This window comes from Streptomyces sp. NPDC007905 (genome assembly GCF_042959345.1).
In the GTDB taxonomy this organism is placed as follows: Bacteria; Actinomycetota; Actinomycetes; order Streptomycetales; family Streptomycetaceae; genus Streptomyces.
The window spans coordinates 52,816-70,660 of the sequence record NZ_JBIBKS010000001.1; the positions used below are offsets into that span (position 1 = coordinate 52,816).

A 17,845-nucleotide genomic window follows, 5' to 3' on the forward strand; every position below is an offset into this window, starting at 1 on the left:
TTTGTCTTGTACCTCACCGACCGTTCCGCGCCTGCGAACGCGGAAACCGGCCAGGGCCGAAGGCGCGGCCCGGGGCCCAAGGCCGCCCCGGTCGTGCTCGTGCTGGGTGCGGTCAGCCTGATCACGGACATCTCCTCGGAGATGGTCACCGCCGTCCTGCCGCTCTATCTGGTCACCCAACTCGGTTTCGGTCCGCTGGGATTCGGCACCCTCGACGGCGTCTACAACGGCGCCGGCGCACTGGTCCAGCTCACCGGCGGCCACCTCGCCGACCGGGCGCGCAACCACAAACTGATGGCCGGGCTCGGCTACGGCCTGTCCGCACTGTGCAAGCCGCTGCTCCTGCTCGCGAGCAGCCTCGGCACGCTCGGCACGGTCCTCGCCCTGGAGCGCACCGGCAAGGGCCTGCGCACCGCCCCGCGCGACGCGATGATCTCCCTGGCCACGCCGCCCGAGAACCAGGGCAGGGCCTTCGGCGTACACCGGGCCATGGACACCACCGGCGCGATGCTCGGCCCGCTGGTGGCCTTCCTCATCCTGCGCGCGGCGGCCGACGGCTACGACGCCGTGTTCGGCGTGAGCGCGTGCGTGGCCTCGCTCGGCGTGCTCGTGCTGGTGTTGTTCGTACCCGGCAGGCGGCACGGCGCGCGGACGGACGAAGCCGGTGTGGCCGACGGCAGGCCGCCCGTCCGCATACGCGAAGCCCTGGCGCTGCTGCGCCTGCCGCGGCTGCGGGCCCTCGCCGGCTGTGCCGCGCTGCTCGGCCTGACCACCGTCAGCGACGCCTTCGTCTACCTGCTCCTGCAACGGCGCGCAGGCGTCGGCGAGCAGTGGTTCACGCTGCTGCCGCTGGGCACCGCCGCGGTGTTCCTGCTACTGGCCGTGCCCGTCGGCGCGCTGGCCGACCGGGTCGGTCGGCGCACCGTGTTCCTCGCCGGCCACGCAGGTCTGCTCACCGCCTACGCCCTCCTGCTGTGGGCACCGGCCACGCCCATCCTCCCCGGTCTCGTACTCGCCCTGCACGGCACGTTCTACGCGGCCACCGACGGCGTGCTCCCGGCCACCCTCGCCGGCATCGTGCCCGAGCCCCTGCGCGCAAGCGGCCTCGCCATCGTCGGCACCAGCCAGGCACTGGCGAGGTTCTGCTGCTCGCTGGCCTTCGGCGCCGCGTGGACGGTGTGGGGAGACGGCCCGGCGCTGGCCGGCGCGGCGGTGGGACTGCTGTGCTGCGCCGCCGTCGCCGGCGTGGTGCTGCGGCCGACCGGCGGGACCCTATGACCACCACGACCACAAGGATCCGGATGACACCGCTGCGCCGCCGCCTGCTCGTCCTCGTCACGGCGGTGCTGCTCCTCGGGGGCCTGGGCACCGGCATCGTCCTGCACGCCGCCGCCCGCGCCCACCGGGCGAACCAGCCGCAGTCGGGCGGCCCCGCCGTCAGCGCGGGCAAGTTGACGCTCGACCAGAAACACCGCCTGACCTTCCTCAACACGGCCGCCGGCCCGCACCGCACCTCGGTCGCCTCGGTCCCGTCCGCCGACCCCGGGGGCGGGCGGACCGCCTCGAGCCTGAAGTGCGCTCGCTTCTACGCGGCGGCCCGCACGGGCGTCTGCCTCCAGTCCGTCACCGGCGTCCTCAAGCAGAGCAACCGTGCCCTGCTCCTGGACGCCCGCCTGCGCACCCGGCGCGCCTTCCCGCTCGCGGGCGCCCCCAGCCGGGCCCGGGTCTCGCCCAGCGGCCGCTTCGTCGCCTGGACCGTCTTCGTCTCCGGCGAGTCCTACTCGTCCGCCTTCTTCTCCACCCGGACCTCGATCCTGGACACCCGCACCATGCGAATGACTCCCAGCCTGGAGACGTTCTCCGTCGTCAAGGACGGCAAGCCCTACCGCGCCTCGGACAGCAACTTCTGGGGCGTCACCTTCGCCTCCGACGACGACACGTTCTACGCCACCCTGAACACCGCCAACCGCACCTACCTCGTCAAGGGTTCCCTCTCCCGGCGCACGGTCACCACCGTGATCCAGAACGTGGAGTGTCCCTCGCTCTCCCCCGACGGGACCCGCGTCGCCTTCAAGAAGCGGGTCCTGTCCGGTGCCGCCCTGTGGCACGAGTACGTCCTCGACCTGAGCACGCTGCACGAGACGGCACTCGCCGAACACCGCAGCGTCGACGACCAGGCAACCTGGCTCGACAACCACACCGTCGCCTACGCCTTCCCCACCGATGGCAAGGTCGGCAGCAGCGACCTGTGGAGCGTGCCCGCGGACGGCACGGGAAGCCCTCGCCGACTGATCGCGGACGCGTCTTCCCCGGCGCCGCTGTAGCCGGGCATCGGCCCACCACTGGGCCCGCCGATCCTCGCCCCGCGCTTCCTCGCCGTCCGCGGCCCCCCGGCTCGCGGGCCATGGGCGGGCCGGCGCGGCGACTTCAAGTTGGCGGAGGCTCAATGTCTTGCCCTCCCCCCATCGACCAGCTGTCCTCCGGACTCGGCGCAGTAGTCGACATGACGGCATGCGGCGGTGGCCAGGGAGATGTCGGCCTGCCCACTGCCCGATTCGGGCGCCGGAGCTCAAGGCCCCGACTTCCGCCACAGCTCCGTCCAGTGGCGCCACGCCGCATTCCAGCAGCCTGCCCCTCTCGCGGTGGGGGTCCGTTCCCAGTGAGAACTCGGCCCATGCTCGCGGGCGTCAAGTGACCCGGAAGATCGGCGGAAGCCGTCCGTCCGTGAAACCGCGCGGGTAGCGTCGCCACCATGGAGGACTCTCAGGACACTCGCACCTCATCGACTACGCACGCCCGGTACGTCCGACGTGTCACGTCCGCCTCGCGGGAGCAGCGGTTCTGGTGGCGCTGAGCGTCGGTGTCGCCCTCGCAGCCGGCTCGGACGACGATTCGACTCCCATTCCCCCTGCGCCGTCCGCCTATTCGTCACCGGCCGCGGGCCCGACCGACGACACCGGCAGCGGCGACATCAGCGGCGGCGGTGACGGGGGGCACGAGCGCTGGTGTGGACGGCGGCGTCAGCGGCGGCGGTGACGCAGGCACGACCAGTGGCGGGGACGGTGGCACCGATCCGTCGCCGACCTCGACGTCCCCCACCGGCCCCTCACCGTCGCCCACCGGTGAGCCGGACCTGGCCGAACTCAACCGGCGCATCTCGAAGCTCGACAAGCAGGTCGACCAACTTCCGACCAAGAAGGAACTGGCCGACGCCCTGCGCGCCTTCGCCGACGAACTGGACAAATCGAAGTAGCTCCTGAGATCGACGGGCCGACCTCGGCCGAACCACGGAACCGGTCCGTCGCAGCAATCGAGTTCTTGACCGGCAGCTATCGAGTTCTTGACCGTCAGCTGGCGTGCGGTTGCACAGCTCCGACGGTGGGGCCCCGGGAGGTCATGGCTGAGCCTGCCCGGGGCCCGCAGCCGCGTCCGGCCAGGAGGCCCGTCGGCCGGGCAAGTCCCAGGCGCCTACGGCGGTGGCGAGGACAGTTCCTGTCATGGTGAGGGCCTGCCTGACGCATCAGAGGTACCGGCAGGCGCGTACCACCCAGAGGTGGGACAGCTGGTGCAACCCTGCGTGCGTCACATGCGGGCCAGAATCTCCGCCTTCTTGGCGGTGAACTCCTCCTCGGACAGGATGCCGGCCTCCCGCAGCTGCGCGAGCTGCTGAAGCTGCTCGACCGGCGTGGCGGTCCGAGGCGTCGGCGGCGCAGCCGGCGTGGGGTAGGGGGTGGCGACGGGAGCCGGGCCAGGGGCGGGGTACCTGCCGAGGATCAGATCGGTGAGCAGCGACTTGATGCCGGGAGCGGCGTCGTGCGGCACACGGAAGTTGATGGTGTTGCCCGAAGCCACGACCACCACCTTGGTGAACATCAGGCCGTCCCGCTTGGTCACCACACTCGAGACACTCTTCATGGGGATCATTTCGGTACCCGCGTCGCCGCCACGAACGCCGGTGGCCAGCAACGAGACGCCTCCGGTGAGGAAGCCCGCCGTGAGCTTCTTCCCGCTCAGGCCGCGGCTCCGGGCCCACTCGATGCGGTCGTGGTGGATGGCCACGTCGGCGTTCTTGCCCTCGATGTGACTCTTGAACGTCATCAGGGGTGCGCTGTGCATGAGTGTCCCGTTCGATGGTTGAGCGGTGAAGGAAATGTGTGCGGCCAGATCATAAGCACAGTTCAAAGGCTTGCACAGCGGCCCTTTGCCTTGTTCCATCGGCTCGCCCGCCCGGGCCCCGGTGCCGGACTCGTCGAGTCCGGGCTTCCTTCGGCGTCCACCAGCCGCGTCCGGCACCCCATGCCTCCCCCGGCTGTTTCGACCCGGCCCGCCGGGGTCGCCGGCCGCTGAGGCTCCAGCGGGGAGTGCACTACCGCCCCCACCCCTGTCATCACCTCCTGCCGCACGGCCCTGAGTGCCCCCCGATCGTCCCGAACGGCGGTGCATCGTCAGGAAATTGAAAACACTACGACGACCGAAAAATGCCCTCGGTGAACCCACCGGGTGTTTAGATCGGCCCCCCTGTGAAACATTCGGCGCCATCGAGTAACTGACTGAGTAACCCTTGAAAGGGAAACGAGTTGTCGCTCATCACGGGAGCCGGACATCGGTCGCTGCGCGTGCTCACATCCTCCAGTGCGGAATACCTGATCACCGAATGGGCCGGCGGAAAAGGGAAGAACCTCTACACCCTGACCACGTCCGGCTTTCGCGTACCGAGCTGGTCGGTTCTCGGCCTGGACGTCTTCGCGGAATTCTGCCGCGGCGGCGGACTGGACGAGCACCTGGCAGGCCTGCTGGCCGACGGCTGGGAATCGAGGACCCGGCAGGTCGCCGACAAGATCGCCCGCCTGATCGAAAGCGCGCCCCTTGACGAGCGCATCGCCGAGGCCATCGCCCTGGCCTACCGGCGGGCCGGCGGTGAGGCGGTGGCCGTCCGCTCGTCCGGCCCGGATGAGGACGGCGCGCGGCACTCCTTCGCGGGCCAGTTCGACAGCTTCCTCAACGTCCGCGGTCTCGACGAGGTCACGTCCCACGTTCGCCGCTGCTGGGCCTCCGGATTCTCCGAACGCTCCCTGCGCTACCGGGCACAGCGCCGGCTGCCGCCCGATGCCGGCGGCGTCGCCGTGATCGTGCAGCGCATGGTGGCCGCCGAGCGCAGCGGCGTGCTGTTCACCGCCGACCCGACGACCGGCCGCACCGACCGCCATGTGGTCAGCTCGGTCCACGGGTTGGGCGAAGGCCTGGTCTCGGGCGCGGTCGACGCCGACACCGTCGTCCTGGACGCCACCAGCGGCGAGCCGCTGACCACAGTGATCGGCGGCAAACAGGAGCGCTACGACGCCGGTTCCGGACCCGGCTGCCAGGTGTCACCCGTCGCCGACGAGGACCGCGCCGCGCTCTCCCTGACCACCGCCGACCTGGCCCGGCTGCACGAGGCCGGGGCCCGCATCACCGCGCACTACGGCACCCCGCAGGACATCGAGTGGGCCATCGCCGAGGGAAGCCTGTGGATCCTGCAGAGCCGCCCGGTCACCACCCTCGCCCCGGTGCCGAAGCCGGAGGGCGAGCTGCGGATCTGGGACAACTCCAACATCATCGAGAGCTTCGGCGGGGTCGTCTCCCCGCTCACCTACAGCTTCGCCGCCGATACCTACGCCAAGGTGTACGACAGTTACGCCCGGGCCCTGGGCGTCCGCGGTGAGCAACTGCGCGAAGTGCGGGAATGGACCCCGCACCTGCTCGGCTACGTCCACGGACGGGTCTACTACAACCTGTTGCACTGGTACCGCATGGTGCGCCTGGCGCCGCTGTACCCGCTCAACCGGCGCGTTCTCGAGAAATCCCTCGGCGTCGCGGAGAGCATTCCCGACGAACTCGCCGACACACTCCATCCGTTCACACCGCGATCGGGGCCGCGCGGCCGGTTCTCGCGCCTGGTCCGCACGGTGATCTTCGCCAGGAGATTCCTCACCATCGGGAAATCCGTGGAGACCTTTCACCGGGATTTCTATCGGGCTTACGCGGTCTTCAACCATGTCGATTACGACGCGCTGCCCGGTGACGAGACCTACCGCCGCTTTCGCCGACTGCAGCGGGAGATCATCGAGAAGTGGGGCCCGATGCAGGCCCTGGACGCGGCGATCCTGCTCTCCGTGGGACTGCTGGCCCTGCTCACCCGCAGATGGCTGCCGGCGGCCCCCGAGTCGTTCACCTGGGCCGCGGCTGCCCCCAGCGGCACCGTGGAGTCCGCGGAACCGGCCACGGCCCTGCGCGAGTTGGCAGCCGAGGCACGCGCCGACGCCGAGGTCTTTCAACTACTGGAAGACACCTCCGACGCCGAGGCCTACCAGGCGCTGCGCGACGCCGGTCACACCCGGTTCCTGGCCGCCGTCGACGCGTACATCACCGACTACGGCTACCGCAGCCCCGACGAACTCAAGCTGGAGGTCCCCAGCCTGCACGAGAACCCGGCAGGGCTGTTCACGCTGTTGCGTGACGCGCTGCCGGACACCGCAGGCGGTGGCGGCCCTGACCGCGGCGGCGAGGCCGACGCCTACCTCGACGCACACCTGCACGGCCCGCGCCGCCTGCTGTACGAGCGGGTGCGCGGCAAGGCCCGGGCGGCGCTCGCCGACCGGGAACGGCTGAGGTTCTGCCGCACCCGCGCCTTCGGGGCGGCCAAGCGCATGCTGCGTGCCCTGGGCCGCGACCTGGCGCACGCCGGTGCCATCGACGCCTGGGACGACGTGTTCATGCTGCGCCTGGAGGAGATCACGGGCGCGTACGAGGGCATGATCGCCCACAACGAACTGCGGGACCTGGTCGCGCTGCGGCGCAGACAACTGGCCGCCGACACCGCACTGCACGCCCCGCCCCGCTTCACCACCCGGGGCGCACCGTACTGGTCGGGCAACCTGGAGCGGGCAGGCTGGACCAACGGGCCCGCTGCCCGCACCGGTGCCCGCGAACTGCGCGGCACCCCTTGCTGCCCCGGCGTCGCCGAGGGGCCCGCCGTGGTCACCGACACCCCGGTCGACATCGACGGTGGCATCCTGCTCACCTACCGCACCGACCCCGGCTGGGTCGCCGCGCTGCCCTCGGCCGCGGCCCTCGTCATCGAACGCGGCAGTCCGCTCACCCATGTCGCCGTCGTGGCACGAGAGCTGGGCATTCCGACCGTGGTCCAGGTCAAGGACGCCACGACAGAGATACGCACCGGCACCCGGCTGCGCGTCGACGGCGCCGCCGGGACGGTCACCGTACTCGCCGACCCGCCCGGTGACGGTACGACCGCCGACGCGGGCAACGCCCGAACGGAGACACACCCGTGATCCTCAGCGAGGACCAACTGCAGGACCTGCTCGACAAGTCCCTCGCCGGGCTGCCCCACCCCACCGAGTGGGCCGTGGCTCTCGAAGGCTCCATCGCGGAGGGGTTCGGCAATGCCTCCTCCGACATCGACTTCCTGCTCGTCGGCCACTGCGAGGACGACCTTCCGACCATGCCGTCGCTGCTGTTCGTGGACGGCCGGCGGGTGGAGATCCGCACCCGGTCGGTGCGGCAGCTCGCCGACCAGTTCCGCGCGGTGGAGGAGGGTGCGAAACGGCCCGGCCGGCTCTCCGAGGATCTCCTCAACCGCTGCCAGCGGCTGCTGCACAGCCACCCGCTGCGCCGCCACGCTCTGGTCGAGGAGGTGAAGGCGATGATGCCCGTCGAGCGGTTCCGCCGGATCGCCGCCGACTGGTGGGCGCACCGGGCCCGCCAGTCCCTGCGGCACGCGATGGCGCTGATGTGCCTCGGCGCGGCCGACGAGGCGGTCGACTGGACCCGTGCCGGACTCGTCCAGACCGTCAAGTACTGGGCGGCAGGCCTGGGCGAGACCTACCTCGAGCCCAAGTGGCTGCCCATGCAGCTGGACCGGGCCGGCCGCCCGGACGTACGCGACCGCTACTGGGAGCTGGAGGCCGCCGCCCTGTCACCCGGTGGCGCCGAGACCGCCCGCAGCCACCTGATCGCATGCCTCGCCTTCGCCGGGGATCTCGGTCTCACCGGCGTCCCCTGGCGGCCGGAACGGCTCACCCTCGAACGCGCGGCCAAGGTGACCACCTGGCAGACCGGCGAGCGGGTCCACGTCATCCGCGGCCGGCGCGAGGTGTTCGCCCTGGGTGACGACGCCGGCGCCGTCTGGCGCTCCCTGGTTCTCGGTCGACCGGTGCTCCGCGTACTGGCCCAGGCCGAGGACACCGGCGTCACCGATCCCGGCCCGCTGCTGGCCACGTTCCTGCGCTACGGGCTGGTCCGCCTCGCCTGGAAGGGCGGCGGCACCGTCAGACCCTCGCTGCCGCTCGCCGCCCCGCCCGGGCCCGTCACCCCGCCCCCCTCCGCCGCGCGGCCGCTGCTGTCGGTGCGTGGTGCGGCCGTCAGCGGCCCCCGCGCCGTCGATCTGATGCCGCTGCCCGCCGACCGGTTCGCCGCCACCGCCATGGCCCTGGTGTGGTCCAACGTGGTCGTGGAGAACGCCCTCGAGGATCTGACCGGCGCTCTGCGGCGCGCTCAGTGGCGGGTGGCCGAGCTCACCGCGCGGCGCGCCGTGCACGCCGCGCTGCGCGGCCTGTTCAGTGCCTACGGGGTCAACCCACTGCCCGCCGACTCCGACCTCGTACGCCGCTTCGACCTGCTGCCGCCCGCGACCCAAACCATCGGGACACGCGCCGGGGAGCTACTGCGGCGCACCATCGACTCGGCGGACCACGGCGACGCCCTGCTTCCGCAGGTGCGTGCCTGCATCGCCGAGGTACGCGGCACCGTGGGCGCCGACTCCTTCCCGCTCTCCTTCGACTCCGCGGACTCCTGGCGGGCCACTCTGCAACTCGGCTACGACTGGCTGCGCATCGGCGCCCACCTCGACGCGGAACTGCCCATCGAGGAGGCCCGCGACCTGCTGGCCGGCCACGGCGCCCAGCCCCATCAGGCCCGGTGACGGCACCAGGACCCGTGAGAGCACCTCGCCCGACCTTCCGCCCAGAGGAGGATCCAGCGATGTCCGACCCGATAACCGTGCTGGTGACCGGTGCCAGCGGTTTGGTGGGCGCGGAGGTGACCGCCCGGCTCACCGCCGCCGGCCACACCGTGCTGACGCTGCTGCACCGCAACGCCGAACTCGTCCGCAACAACGGCAGAAGGGTCGACCCCGGTCCGGGCACGCTGACCCGGATCGCCGGCGACATCACCCGGCCCGGCCTCGGGCTGGCCGACGACGACCGGAGGCTCGCCGCCATCGCCGACCGGATCGTGCACTGTGCCGCCGCCACCGACTTCGGACTGCCGGACGAACGGTACGACCACATCAATGTCACCGGCACACGGCACGTGCTCGACTTCGCCCTCGCCGCCCGCATCCCGCTGGTGCACGTCAGCACCGCCTATGTGTGCGGGGAGCGCGACGGCACCGCCCGCGAGGACGAACTCGACGTCGGCCAACGTCCCGGCAACGGCTACGAGAAGAGCAAGCTCACCGCCGAGACCATGGTCCACACGGCCGCGGCCGACGGCCTGCCGGTGGCTGTCGTGCGCCCGAGCATCGTCACCGGCGCCGGCCGCACCGGCCGCATCCGCGACTTCAAGACCATCTACCCCGTGCTCCGCGTCCTGACCAGGGGCCTGGTACGCACCGTGCCCGGCCGCTACGACGCCGTCCTCGACCTGGTCCCGGTCGACCGCGTCGCCGACCTGGTGACCGAGGCCGCCACCCGTTTCCGGGACGTCGAGGGCCGCACCCTGCACGCCGTCGGCCACGAGCTGACCCTGCGCGACTTCTCCGACGTCCTCGCCGAGTACCCCTCCTTCGCGATACCGCGGTTCGTGCCGCAGGCGACGTTCTCCGCCTCGGCCCTGCCCGACCGCGAACGCCCCTACTACGACCGTGTCGTCTCCCTGTACGACACCTACTTCCGACGGCGCGTCCACTTCGACGACACGCAGGCGGCGGCCTTCAGCGGCCGTCCGGCGCGCACGAACGGACGGCCCTACCTGCGCCGCCTCCTCGGCCACTGCCTCACCACGGGCTATCTCGGGCCCACCCCCGGCCAGGAGCCGTCCGCCACAGCCCGACAGGAGCCGACCGCCACGGCCCGAGCCGACCGGAGCATCCACCGATGACCCCTGCGCACCTCGCCGAGCCCCCGCACGGCATACCCGTCTCCCCGCTGCTGACCTGCCAGCCCGCCAAACAACGGCTGTACGGCGCGGACACGTACTTTCAGGAGAGTCACGACCAGCTCGCCGCTCTCACCGACGACGTCACCGGCTTCGCGCACCGGCACGCCGCGCTGCTGCTGAAGCCGGACGCCGTGGTGGCCCGCCGGCTGGACACAGCCGTGGACTGGCTGAGCGCCAGGGGCTTCAGGATCGTCGGCGCGGCGGTCACCCGGCTGACCCGCACCATGGTCCGCTCCCTGTGGTACTTCCAGTGGAACCTCGCCACCCCCTACCGCAGGAGGCTCGCCGCCCTTTTCCTGGAGGACTCCGACGCCCTCGTGCTGCTCGTCCGCCCCGCCCACGACCTGGGCGTCCCGGCGTCGGTCGAACTCACCCGGCTCAAGGGGCCCACGGACCCCGACGCCCGGCAGCCCGGCCAACTGCGCCACGTCCTCGGACGCTACAGCTACCTGCTGAACCTGGTGCACACCCCTGACGAGCCCGCCGACGTGCTGCGAGAGCTGGCCGTGCACTTCGACGACGGCGCACGTGAAGGCCTCTTCCGCTCCGCGCTGGCCGGCGACGACCGCACCGCGGACGCCCTGGAGCTGACCGACCGGTTGTACACCGCCACCAAGCCCCGGGAACTCGCCTTCGAACCCGCCCTCGAACGGCTGCGTGACGCCATGTCCGGGCAGCCCGGCACCGAGCCGACGGCCACTCCGCGCCTGCTGCTGGAGAGCGCCTGGGAGCACGGGATCGAACTCGACCCCTGGGACACCGTCATTGTCGGCTCCAAGGTGCTCCCCATGCGGCACCCCGGCCGCACCCCCGTGCTCGACGGGGCCGACACCGGCACCTGGCGCCGTCACCTGAACTCCGTCCGTGCCACCCCGAGTTGAGGAGCCGCCCATGCAGTTCACCCGGACGCTCCCCAAGGAGCTGGTGCACCGCGCCGCGGTCGCCGAGGTCTTCCTGACCGACGCGGAGCCGCGCAGCGAGGACGAGATGCTCCTGGCCGCGCAGCTTCCCCGCCGCCACGCCTTCTACCACGACACCCTCGGCTCCCGCACCCGTCACGATCCGCTGCTGCTGCTGGAGGTGTGCAGGCAGGGCATCTTCGTGGTGGCACACCGCTACTTCGACGTCCCCCTGGGCCATAAATTCCTGCTGCGCACGGTCGAGTTCGAGGTGCCGGACCCGGCCGCCCTCGCCTGCGGCGACCACCCCACCGAGGCCGTCATCACCGCTCGTGTCGAGCACCGGTTCCGCACCCGGGCCGGACTGACGGGCCTGCGGCTGCACCTCACCGTGGTCATCGGTGCACACGAGGCCCTGCTGGCCCGCATCGACTACTCCTGGATGCCCCCGGAAGACTGGAAACGCATGCGGAAGGGCCGGCGTGGCGCGCTCGGACTGCCCGATGTTCCCCTCGCTCTGCCCGGACCACGCGTCGGCCCCGCCCTCGTCGGCCGCCGCGACCCCGGCAACACGGTCATCTCCCCGCCGTACACCGCCGGCGACGGCACCCGCAGGGCACGCCTGGTCGCCGAGACCACGCACCCCACGCTGTACGACCACTGGGTCGATCACGTGCCCGGCATGCTGGAACTGGAGGCCTTCCGCCAAATCGCCCTGGCCGCTGCCGTCGCCGCCGGCACCGTCCGCACGCGCGCGGCGGTTCCGGTCCACTTGGCCGCGCGGTTCAGTTGCTTCGCCGAGATGGACCTCCCGCTGGAGTGCCGGACGGCTCCGATCCTTCCCGGCGCCGACATCGAGTGCACCTTGCACCAGAACCGCGCCGTGGCCGCCGAGGCCCGGATCAGGCTCGCCGAGCCGGACGCGGCGGTGGCAGGGGTCCTCGCCTCCCCCGCGGCCCACGGAGCCGCATGAGCCCGCTCCCGGCCCGACACCTACCACACCAGGGAGAGCCTCCGTAGTGACCACCGTCGCCGCCGCTCATGTACCCGCCAGGATGGGCCGCTTCGTGCTGCGCATGTTCCGGCCGCACATCTACGTGACGTACGGACTGCTGTGGGTTCTCGCGCTGGAGAGCTCTGCGGTGGTCGCGACCGGCACGGCGTGGCGCCCGTCCGGCGCCACCTGGGTGCGGGTCGCGAGCGTGGTGCTCGCGCTGCTCTTCCTGCGGATGCTGGACGAGCAGAAGGACCTCGCGTACGACCGCGTGCACCACCCGGACCGGCCGCTTGTCACCGGTGCGATTACCGTGGCCGAACTGCGCGGTGCGATGGCGGTGATCACCGTGGTGGTGACGGCCCTGAACGCCGCCTGCTCGGCCACGGCCGCCCTGCTGCTCCTCGCGGCCCTCGGCTACGCGCTGTTCCTCGCCGCGCTGGAACGGCTGTCACCCGTGGTACGCGACCGGCCGCTGCTCAATCTGGCGGTCACCTACCCGGTGCAGCTCCTGCTCGGCGTCTACGTGTACGGGGCGCTCGTCGCCGCGGGGACCGTCACCGCCGACTGGCACGGCCCCGCACTGCTCGCCCTGTGCGCCTGCGTCTTCCTGCACTTCGAGTTCGCCCGCAAGACGGCCTGGGAGGCGCCGCCCGAGGCCTGCCTGTACTCGGTGGAACTCGGCCCGCGCCGCAGCGCAGCGGTCACCGCAGGGCTCGCGGCCGGTGCGGTCGGCTGTCAGGTGCTGCTGTTCGCGCCGGACGGCGCGCTCGGGCTGCTGCCCTGTCTGGCGGCGGCCCTGCCCGCCTGGGGCACCCGGCGGTTCCTGTCCGCCGGCCGCGGCGGCTGGCCGGTGCCGGCCGCCATGGGTTTCGTCGTGGCCACCTACGTCGGGCTGGCCGTCCGGGCGGTGCTGCTGTCATGACCGCCGAACTTCCGCTGTGCATCGAGGAGTTGCTGACCACCACGCGATGCGTGCGGCGCGGCCTGGACGTGGACCGGGCGGTGGACCCGGAGCTCGTCAAGGACTGTCTGCGCACCGCCCTGCAGGCACCCAACGGCAACAACCGGCAGAACTGGCGCTGGATCCTGCTCACCGAACCGCGGCTCCGCGCGGACGTCGCCGAGGTGTACCGGGCCGCGTTCTACGACCGCAACGCCGCCGCGCTGGAGCGGTTGGCGGAGCTGCCCGAGGCGGAGCGCTCCGTCCTCACCGCGGCCCGGGCGCTGGCGGACCGACTGCACCGGGTACCCATCCTGCTCATCCCGTGTCTCGAACTGGCCGAAGGGCGGCTGCCGGTGGGCAACCAGGCGGGGCTGTGGGCGTCTTTGCTGCCGGCCGCCTGGAGCTATGCGCTGGCCGCCCGCAGCCGTGGTCTTGTCACCGCCTGGACGGCCGTCCACCTGGACCGTGAGCACGAGGTCGCCGACCTGCTGGGCCTGCCGCCCACTGTCCGTCAGGGCGCACTCCTGCCGACGGCGTACCCACTGCGCCGCACGTTCCGGCCAGGGCCACGACTCCCCCTGGAGCAGGTCCTGCACCTCGACGGCTGGCAGGGCGGTTGACCGGCGTACCGTCGGGGCCCCGGGCGGCGTCGGGAGTTACGAAGTCACGCCGGGCAAGTGGATGCTCCCCCGCTTCCGGCCGGCGTCGTGGTCGGTGGGCTGCGCCGTCACCGCGGGGTGCCGCCTCGGCCACGGTGGATGCTCCGCCGACAGCCCTGGCCGCGGAGGGCACGAGCACCCGGCACAGACGGCTGCGGTAATGCACGCGGGCGCGGGCCGGCCCGCACTGCCGCACTGCGGGCCCGTACCGCTGCAGGCACCGTTCCGGATGGCGGCAAGGAGGCGGCCGCAGCGTGCGCTCATGTCCTGCGCGGACAGCTCGGGGTGAGAGATCCACCAACCGATCAGTGCACCGACCGCGCCCGTCCAGATGTGCTTGAGCGCGTCCGCGTCCAGGGCGTCGTCGTTGCCATGGACACGCAACAGGGCGGCAGTGCCGCGTCCAACACCACTCCAGAGTCCCTCCGACAGAAAAAGTTGTCAAGACAGGAATGATTGTCGACAGCCCCGGCCCATGCCCCTGACCATCTGTCCCGGTGTCGGATCGGGCCATGCGCCCCGCGCCGGCTTCTCGGCCCCCTACAGGACGGGCGCCTTCCGGCGGTTCGCGGAGACCAGAACCGTGTCAGGCAAGGTTGGTCGAGGCGAGGCGAGGCGCGAGTGATGATCATTGTGATAACTTCGGCGTCGCCGTGCACCGTTGCGCATTCGAGGAGGTGAGACCGATCAACACTGTGACACGTCGGGGCTCCCTCCTTCGCATGGTCTAGGGAGCGCCCGCACAAGGCATTCCCGAAAGGCTTGAAACGCTGATGCGCTTCACCTCCCAGACGTCCTCGGATGGCGTCATCGAACAGTTCTTCACCCTCGACGAGATCCCCGGCGTGCTCTGGACTCCGGAAGGCGCCTGCGGCACTCGCCCCCTGATTCTGCTGGGCCACGGCGGCAGGCAGCACAAGACGGCCCCCAATACCGCGTCCCGCGCGCGCCGGTACGCCGCCACGGGTTTCGCGGTCGTCGCGATCGACGCGCCCAACCACGGAGACCGGCCCCAGGACCAGGAGTTCGGTCGGATCGCGGCCCAGATGCGGGCCGGCATGGCCGCCGGTGAGGATCCGGGCGCGTTGGTCGCCGGCATGCACAGCCATCTGTCCGGTCAGGCGGTCGCGGACTGGCAGGCGGTCCTGAATGCGGTCCAGCGCCTCGACCAGGTCGGCGTCGGCCCGGTGGGCTACTGCGGCATGTCGATGGGCTGCGGCCTGGGCATCCCGCTCATCGCCGCCGAGCCCCGGATCCGCGCCGCGGTGCTGGGCCTGCTCGGCGTGCACGGGCTGGCCGAGGACGCCGCGCGGATCACCGTGCCGGTGCAGTTCCTGGTCCAGTGGGACGACCAGCTGGTTCCGCGGGAGCAGAGCCTGGCGTTGTTCGACGCCTTCGCCTCGGCCGAGAAGACGCTGCACGCCAACCCCGGGAAGCACGGGGATGTGCCGTCGTTCGAAGTGGACAGCTCGCTGCGGTTCTTCGCCCGCCATCTGAGCTGACACCCACCGCAGTGCTCGGCGCGCCGGCCGGGATTCGCTCCCGGCCGGTTCCGGCCCGCATCTGCGACCGAGCGGTCAAGATCCCGTTCAACCAGGGGTGCTGGTAACGGGTCTGTCAGGAGCCGCAAACCGCGGGCTGCCTGTACCGAACTCCGGCGGCCTCACCAGAACGGGTTCCGCTGGCCCCACCAAGTGTTCGACTGCGGGCCCGGTGAGTGGCCGGTGCACAAGCTCATACTCCTGGGATCGCGTGACCAGCTCTCTCGCCCTGGTGATGTGGCTGGAGCGACTGGTCAGTGCCGGGTCTTGATCTCGTCGAGCGTCTCTTCGACCGGGCCCGCCAGGACGTCGAGCAGACCGTAGCGGCTCCGTACCTCGCGGTTCGTCTGCTCGGGGAATGTACGGCCTTCCTCACCCACCGGCGCGATGACCGGCGCCACGTCTACGCCATGCGAGCCAAAGCGCCAATAGGTAGTGACGAGGCGCTCCCTTCTCGTATATTGATCGATCGCATTGTTTTCATGCATCTTGGCCGTTTGGATGATGGTGTCGTTCTCTTTCTCGCCTACCTTCACCCAATTGGGCAGAGTGGCACCCCTCCAGGAGTAACTAGGACCTCCAAATTTTTCCATAACGAGCCGGTCTTTACGTGCCAGACTCAGGGTGGCGTAGAACGTCAGCTTGTCGAAATTCGTGTCGCTGGGAAGCTGAACAACGGTCCGCGTGAGCGACTCGTCGTTCGCCTCGACCCAATTTCCGGGGGGCATCCACGGCTGCGCCGCCACCAGCTTGCCCGGCTGGTAGACCTCCCTGCGGGTGAGCGGGTGCTTCTCCCGGTATCTAGACCATTCCTCGGCGTCCTCTCGCCACTTCGAGCGGGCCAGGTCCTTGGGGCTCACCGTCACCTCCTCTCCCATGGCATGGAACTCGGCACCCAGCACGTAGAAGCCCATATCGCTGTGATTCACGAGCTTGATGTCGACCGGCACGGAAAACACCTTGCGGTCCGCACTGAGCACCGCCTTGCCTACGTTCAGCTGCACGAGAGGGGTGGCGTCTCGCCGGTACGGCTGGAAAAGGTATTGGTAGCTAAAATTGGCGACCGCTACGATCGTGGAGACAATGAGTGCCGCAGCCACCCGCTTCGGAGTGGGGACCTCATCCAGTCTTCGCCACACCAGGACGACAGCGAATAGCGAACCCGCGGTGAGCGCAACGGACAGTACTTTGTAGCCGACTTTCTCACCGTCATTCCATGTCTGTAACACGAGCAAGACGTTCGTCAACAACGCCACGCCGGTACTGATCAGCGCGATCACTCCAAAGTTGGAAATCGGCCCGCGGACCCAGCAGTCCACGACCGCGGCGACACCCACGACCATGATGAGAGCCGCCAGCATCAGGGCCGTTCCGGTGACGCACCCCGCGAAAGTCAGAGCCTCCCTGAAGTCCTTGAAGCCACACCAGCCCACGGGCAGCGCCGTCAGGAGCAGGACCAGCGCAACCCATGCCATTTCCGCCCGCGAGAATAAGCATCTCGTCAGGCCTCTTCGCACCATCACGTGCGAGCCGGAGCGGGCCCCTGGGTCGGGCCCTGAGGAAGTCGTCACATGATCACCTCCTGTCTACACACCGGAATCCGATCACCATGCTCCGACGTGATCCACGCGATCACGATCACTACACACATTCCGCCGGGATCACTACACACATTCCACCGGTCGGCCCACCCATCCTGCGCCAAAGCCGTAACAGCGATTGCGGCCCGGTGCGGGCGGCCTCCTGCTCTCGTGGCCGCAGCTCGAGGTTCGCCGGAGGGATGAGCGCCCGGGCGGGGTCCGGACCACCTTGTGTTGTCGCGGGACTGCACGACGACAGTGATGAACGCCAGGGCCCCGGCCCCCACTGCTGAGTGGGGGCCGGGGCCCTGGTGATTCGGTGGCCGGTCCGGCTGACGGGAACGGGATCAGCGGCCGGCGGCGGTGCGGGTGGTCGTACGACTGTCCTTCAGGAGGCGCGCGGCCAGGTCCCGCTTCACGCCGAGGGTCTCGGCAATCCACCGTTCGGTGATGCGCACACTGATCAGGGCGATGCCGGGCAATGTCAACCTGGAGTCGGTGCTGCGGGAGATCCGCAAGCTGACCGCAATCGGGGCGGTTGGCCTGTCGGCGGGCCGCGAGGAGGCCGAGATGGCGGCCCTGTGCCTGCGGATCTTGCAGGCTTCCCTGGTGTACGTCAAGAGGTTGATGCTTCAGGACGTTCTCGCCGAGCCCTCCTGGGCCGGTCTGCTCGGCCCTGCCGATCGCCGTGGCCTCACCCCGCTGTTCTGGTCCCGCGCGCGGCCTTACGGTGAGATCCGCATCGACCTCGGTTCCCGCCTCGTCATCGGCCCAGCGGCGGCGGGCCGATGACTACCCGTACCACCACCTGAACCCGCAGGTCAGCAGAGTCGGCAAGCGCCGGTTCGAGCGGGCGCGAGCTCCGTCTCCACCGTCTGTGCGGTGACGGCCGGCAGAGCACTTACCAGGGTTGGGTGGGTGGGTACTTCGTCCATCGTGCCGTCGGCTCGGACGATCAGCGGCGGCAGATGACCTGCGCTGGTCACCAGCACCTGCGCCCGGCCGCCA

The 17,845-nt window shown here is 70.6% G+C and carries 14 protein-coding genes; 12 read left to right on the plus strand and 2 right to left on the minus strand.

Annotated elements, in window-relative coordinates; all coding sequences use genetic code 11:
* The first annotated feature begins 6 nt into the window (after positions 1–6).
* The 3 genes from ACFZDC_RS00280 to ACFZDC_RS00290 all read left to right on the plus strand — a co-directional run bounded on the left by ACFZDC_RS00280 (position 7) and on the right by ACFZDC_RS00290 (position 3,253).
* On the plus strand, positions 7–1,278 hold the full coding sequence (locus ACFZDC_RS00280; protein WP_391319127.1) for an MFS transporter: 1,272 nt from the start codon (positions 7–9) through the stop codon (positions 1,276–1,278).
* A complete protein-coding gene (locus tag ACFZDC_RS00285; protein ID WP_391319128.1) occupies positions 1,275–2,324 on the plus strand; it encodes a TolB-like translocation protein in 1,050 nt (349 codons plus the stop codon). The genes ACFZDC_RS00280 and ACFZDC_RS00285 overlap by 4 nt, the downstream gene beginning before the upstream one ends.
* 683 nt (positions 2,325–3,007) lie before the next feature.
* On the plus strand, positions 3,008–3,253 hold the full coding sequence (locus tag ACFZDC_RS00290; protein WP_391319129.1) for a hypothetical protein: 246 nt from the start codon (positions 3,008–3,010) through the stop codon (positions 3,251–3,253).
* Positions 3,254–3,582: 329 nt separating this feature from the next.
* Here the strand turns inward: ACFZDC_RS00290 and ACFZDC_RS00295 are convergent, their stop codons facing one another.
* On the minus strand, positions 3,583–4,098 hold the full coding sequence (locus ACFZDC_RS00295) for an SHOCT domain-containing protein (protein ID WP_391319130.1): 516 nt from the start codon (positions 4,096–4,098) through the stop codon (positions 3,583–3,585).
* Positions 4,099–4,577: 479 nt separating this feature from the next.
* Here ACFZDC_RS00295 and ACFZDC_RS00300 point away from each other — a divergent pair, with 479 nt between their 5' ends.
* From ACFZDC_RS00300 to ACFZDC_RS00335, 8 genes are all read left to right on the plus strand, one after another.
* Positions 4,578–7,331 (plus strand): phosphoenolpyruvate synthase, encoded by a 2,754-nt coding sequence (locus ACFZDC_RS00300; RefSeq protein WP_391319131.1) that lies wholly within the window; start codon positions 4,578–4,580, stop codon positions 7,329–7,331.
* Positions 7,328–8,980, plus strand: coding sequence for a hypothetical protein (locus ACFZDC_RS00305; RefSeq protein WP_391319132.1), 1,653 nt, complete (start codon positions 7,328–7,330; stop codon positions 8,978–8,980). The genes ACFZDC_RS00300 and ACFZDC_RS00305 overlap by 4 nt, the downstream gene beginning before the upstream one ends.
* 59 nt (positions 8,981–9,039) lie before the next feature.
* Positions 9,040–10,158: an SDR family oxidoreductase gene (locus tag ACFZDC_RS00310; protein ID WP_391319133.1), complete on the plus strand. Its 1,119-nt coding sequence runs from the start codon at positions 9,040–9,042 to the stop codon at positions 10,156–10,158.
* Entirely contained in the window at positions 10,155–11,099 is a 945-nt protein-coding gene (locus ACFZDC_RS00315) for a nucleoside-diphosphate kinase (protein ID WP_391319134.1), read from the plus strand. Before ACFZDC_RS00310 ends, ACFZDC_RS00315 begins: the two co-directional genes overlap by 4 nt.
* Before the next feature lie 10 nt (positions 11,100–11,109).
* On the plus strand, positions 11,110–12,090 hold the full coding sequence (locus ACFZDC_RS00320; protein ID WP_391319135.1) for a ScbA/BarX family gamma-butyrolactone biosynthesis protein: 981 nt from the start codon (positions 11,110–11,112) through the stop codon (positions 12,088–12,090).
* Between the two features lie 46 nt (positions 12,091–12,136).
* Entirely contained in the window at positions 12,137–13,036 is a 900-nt protein-coding gene (locus tag ACFZDC_RS00325; protein ID WP_391319136.1) for a hypothetical protein, read from the plus strand.
* Positions 13,033–13,677, plus strand: coding sequence for a nitroreductase family protein (locus ACFZDC_RS00330; RefSeq protein WP_391319137.1), 645 nt, complete (start codon positions 13,033–13,035; stop codon positions 13,675–13,677). Before ACFZDC_RS00325 ends, ACFZDC_RS00330 begins: the two co-directional genes overlap by 4 nt.
* Before the next feature lie 812 nt (positions 13,678–14,489).
* The gene (locus ACFZDC_RS00335) at positions 14,490–15,218 is read left to right on the plus strand and encodes a dienelactone hydrolase family protein (RefSeq protein ID WP_391319138.1); all 729 of its coding nucleotides are present in this window, start codon (positions 14,490–14,492) and stop codon (positions 15,216–15,218) included.
* 293 nt (positions 15,219–15,511) lie between these two features.
* On the opposite strand, the gene ACFZDC_RS00340 is transcribed toward ACFZDC_RS00335, so the two are convergent.
* Complete coding sequence (locus ACFZDC_RS00340; protein WP_391319139.1) at positions 15,512–16,732, minus strand: hypothetical protein; 1,221 nt, start codon at positions 16,730–16,732, stop codon at positions 15,512–15,514.
* Positions 16,733–17,287: 555 nt separating this feature from the next.
* On the opposite strand from ACFZDC_RS00340, the gene ACFZDC_RS00345 reads away from it, so the two are divergent.
* Complete coding sequence (locus ACFZDC_RS00345; protein WP_391319140.1) at positions 17,288–17,629, plus strand: Tn3 family transposase; 342 nt, start codon at positions 17,288–17,290, stop codon at positions 17,627–17,629.
* Positions 17,630–17,845: the final 216 nt, after the last annotated feature.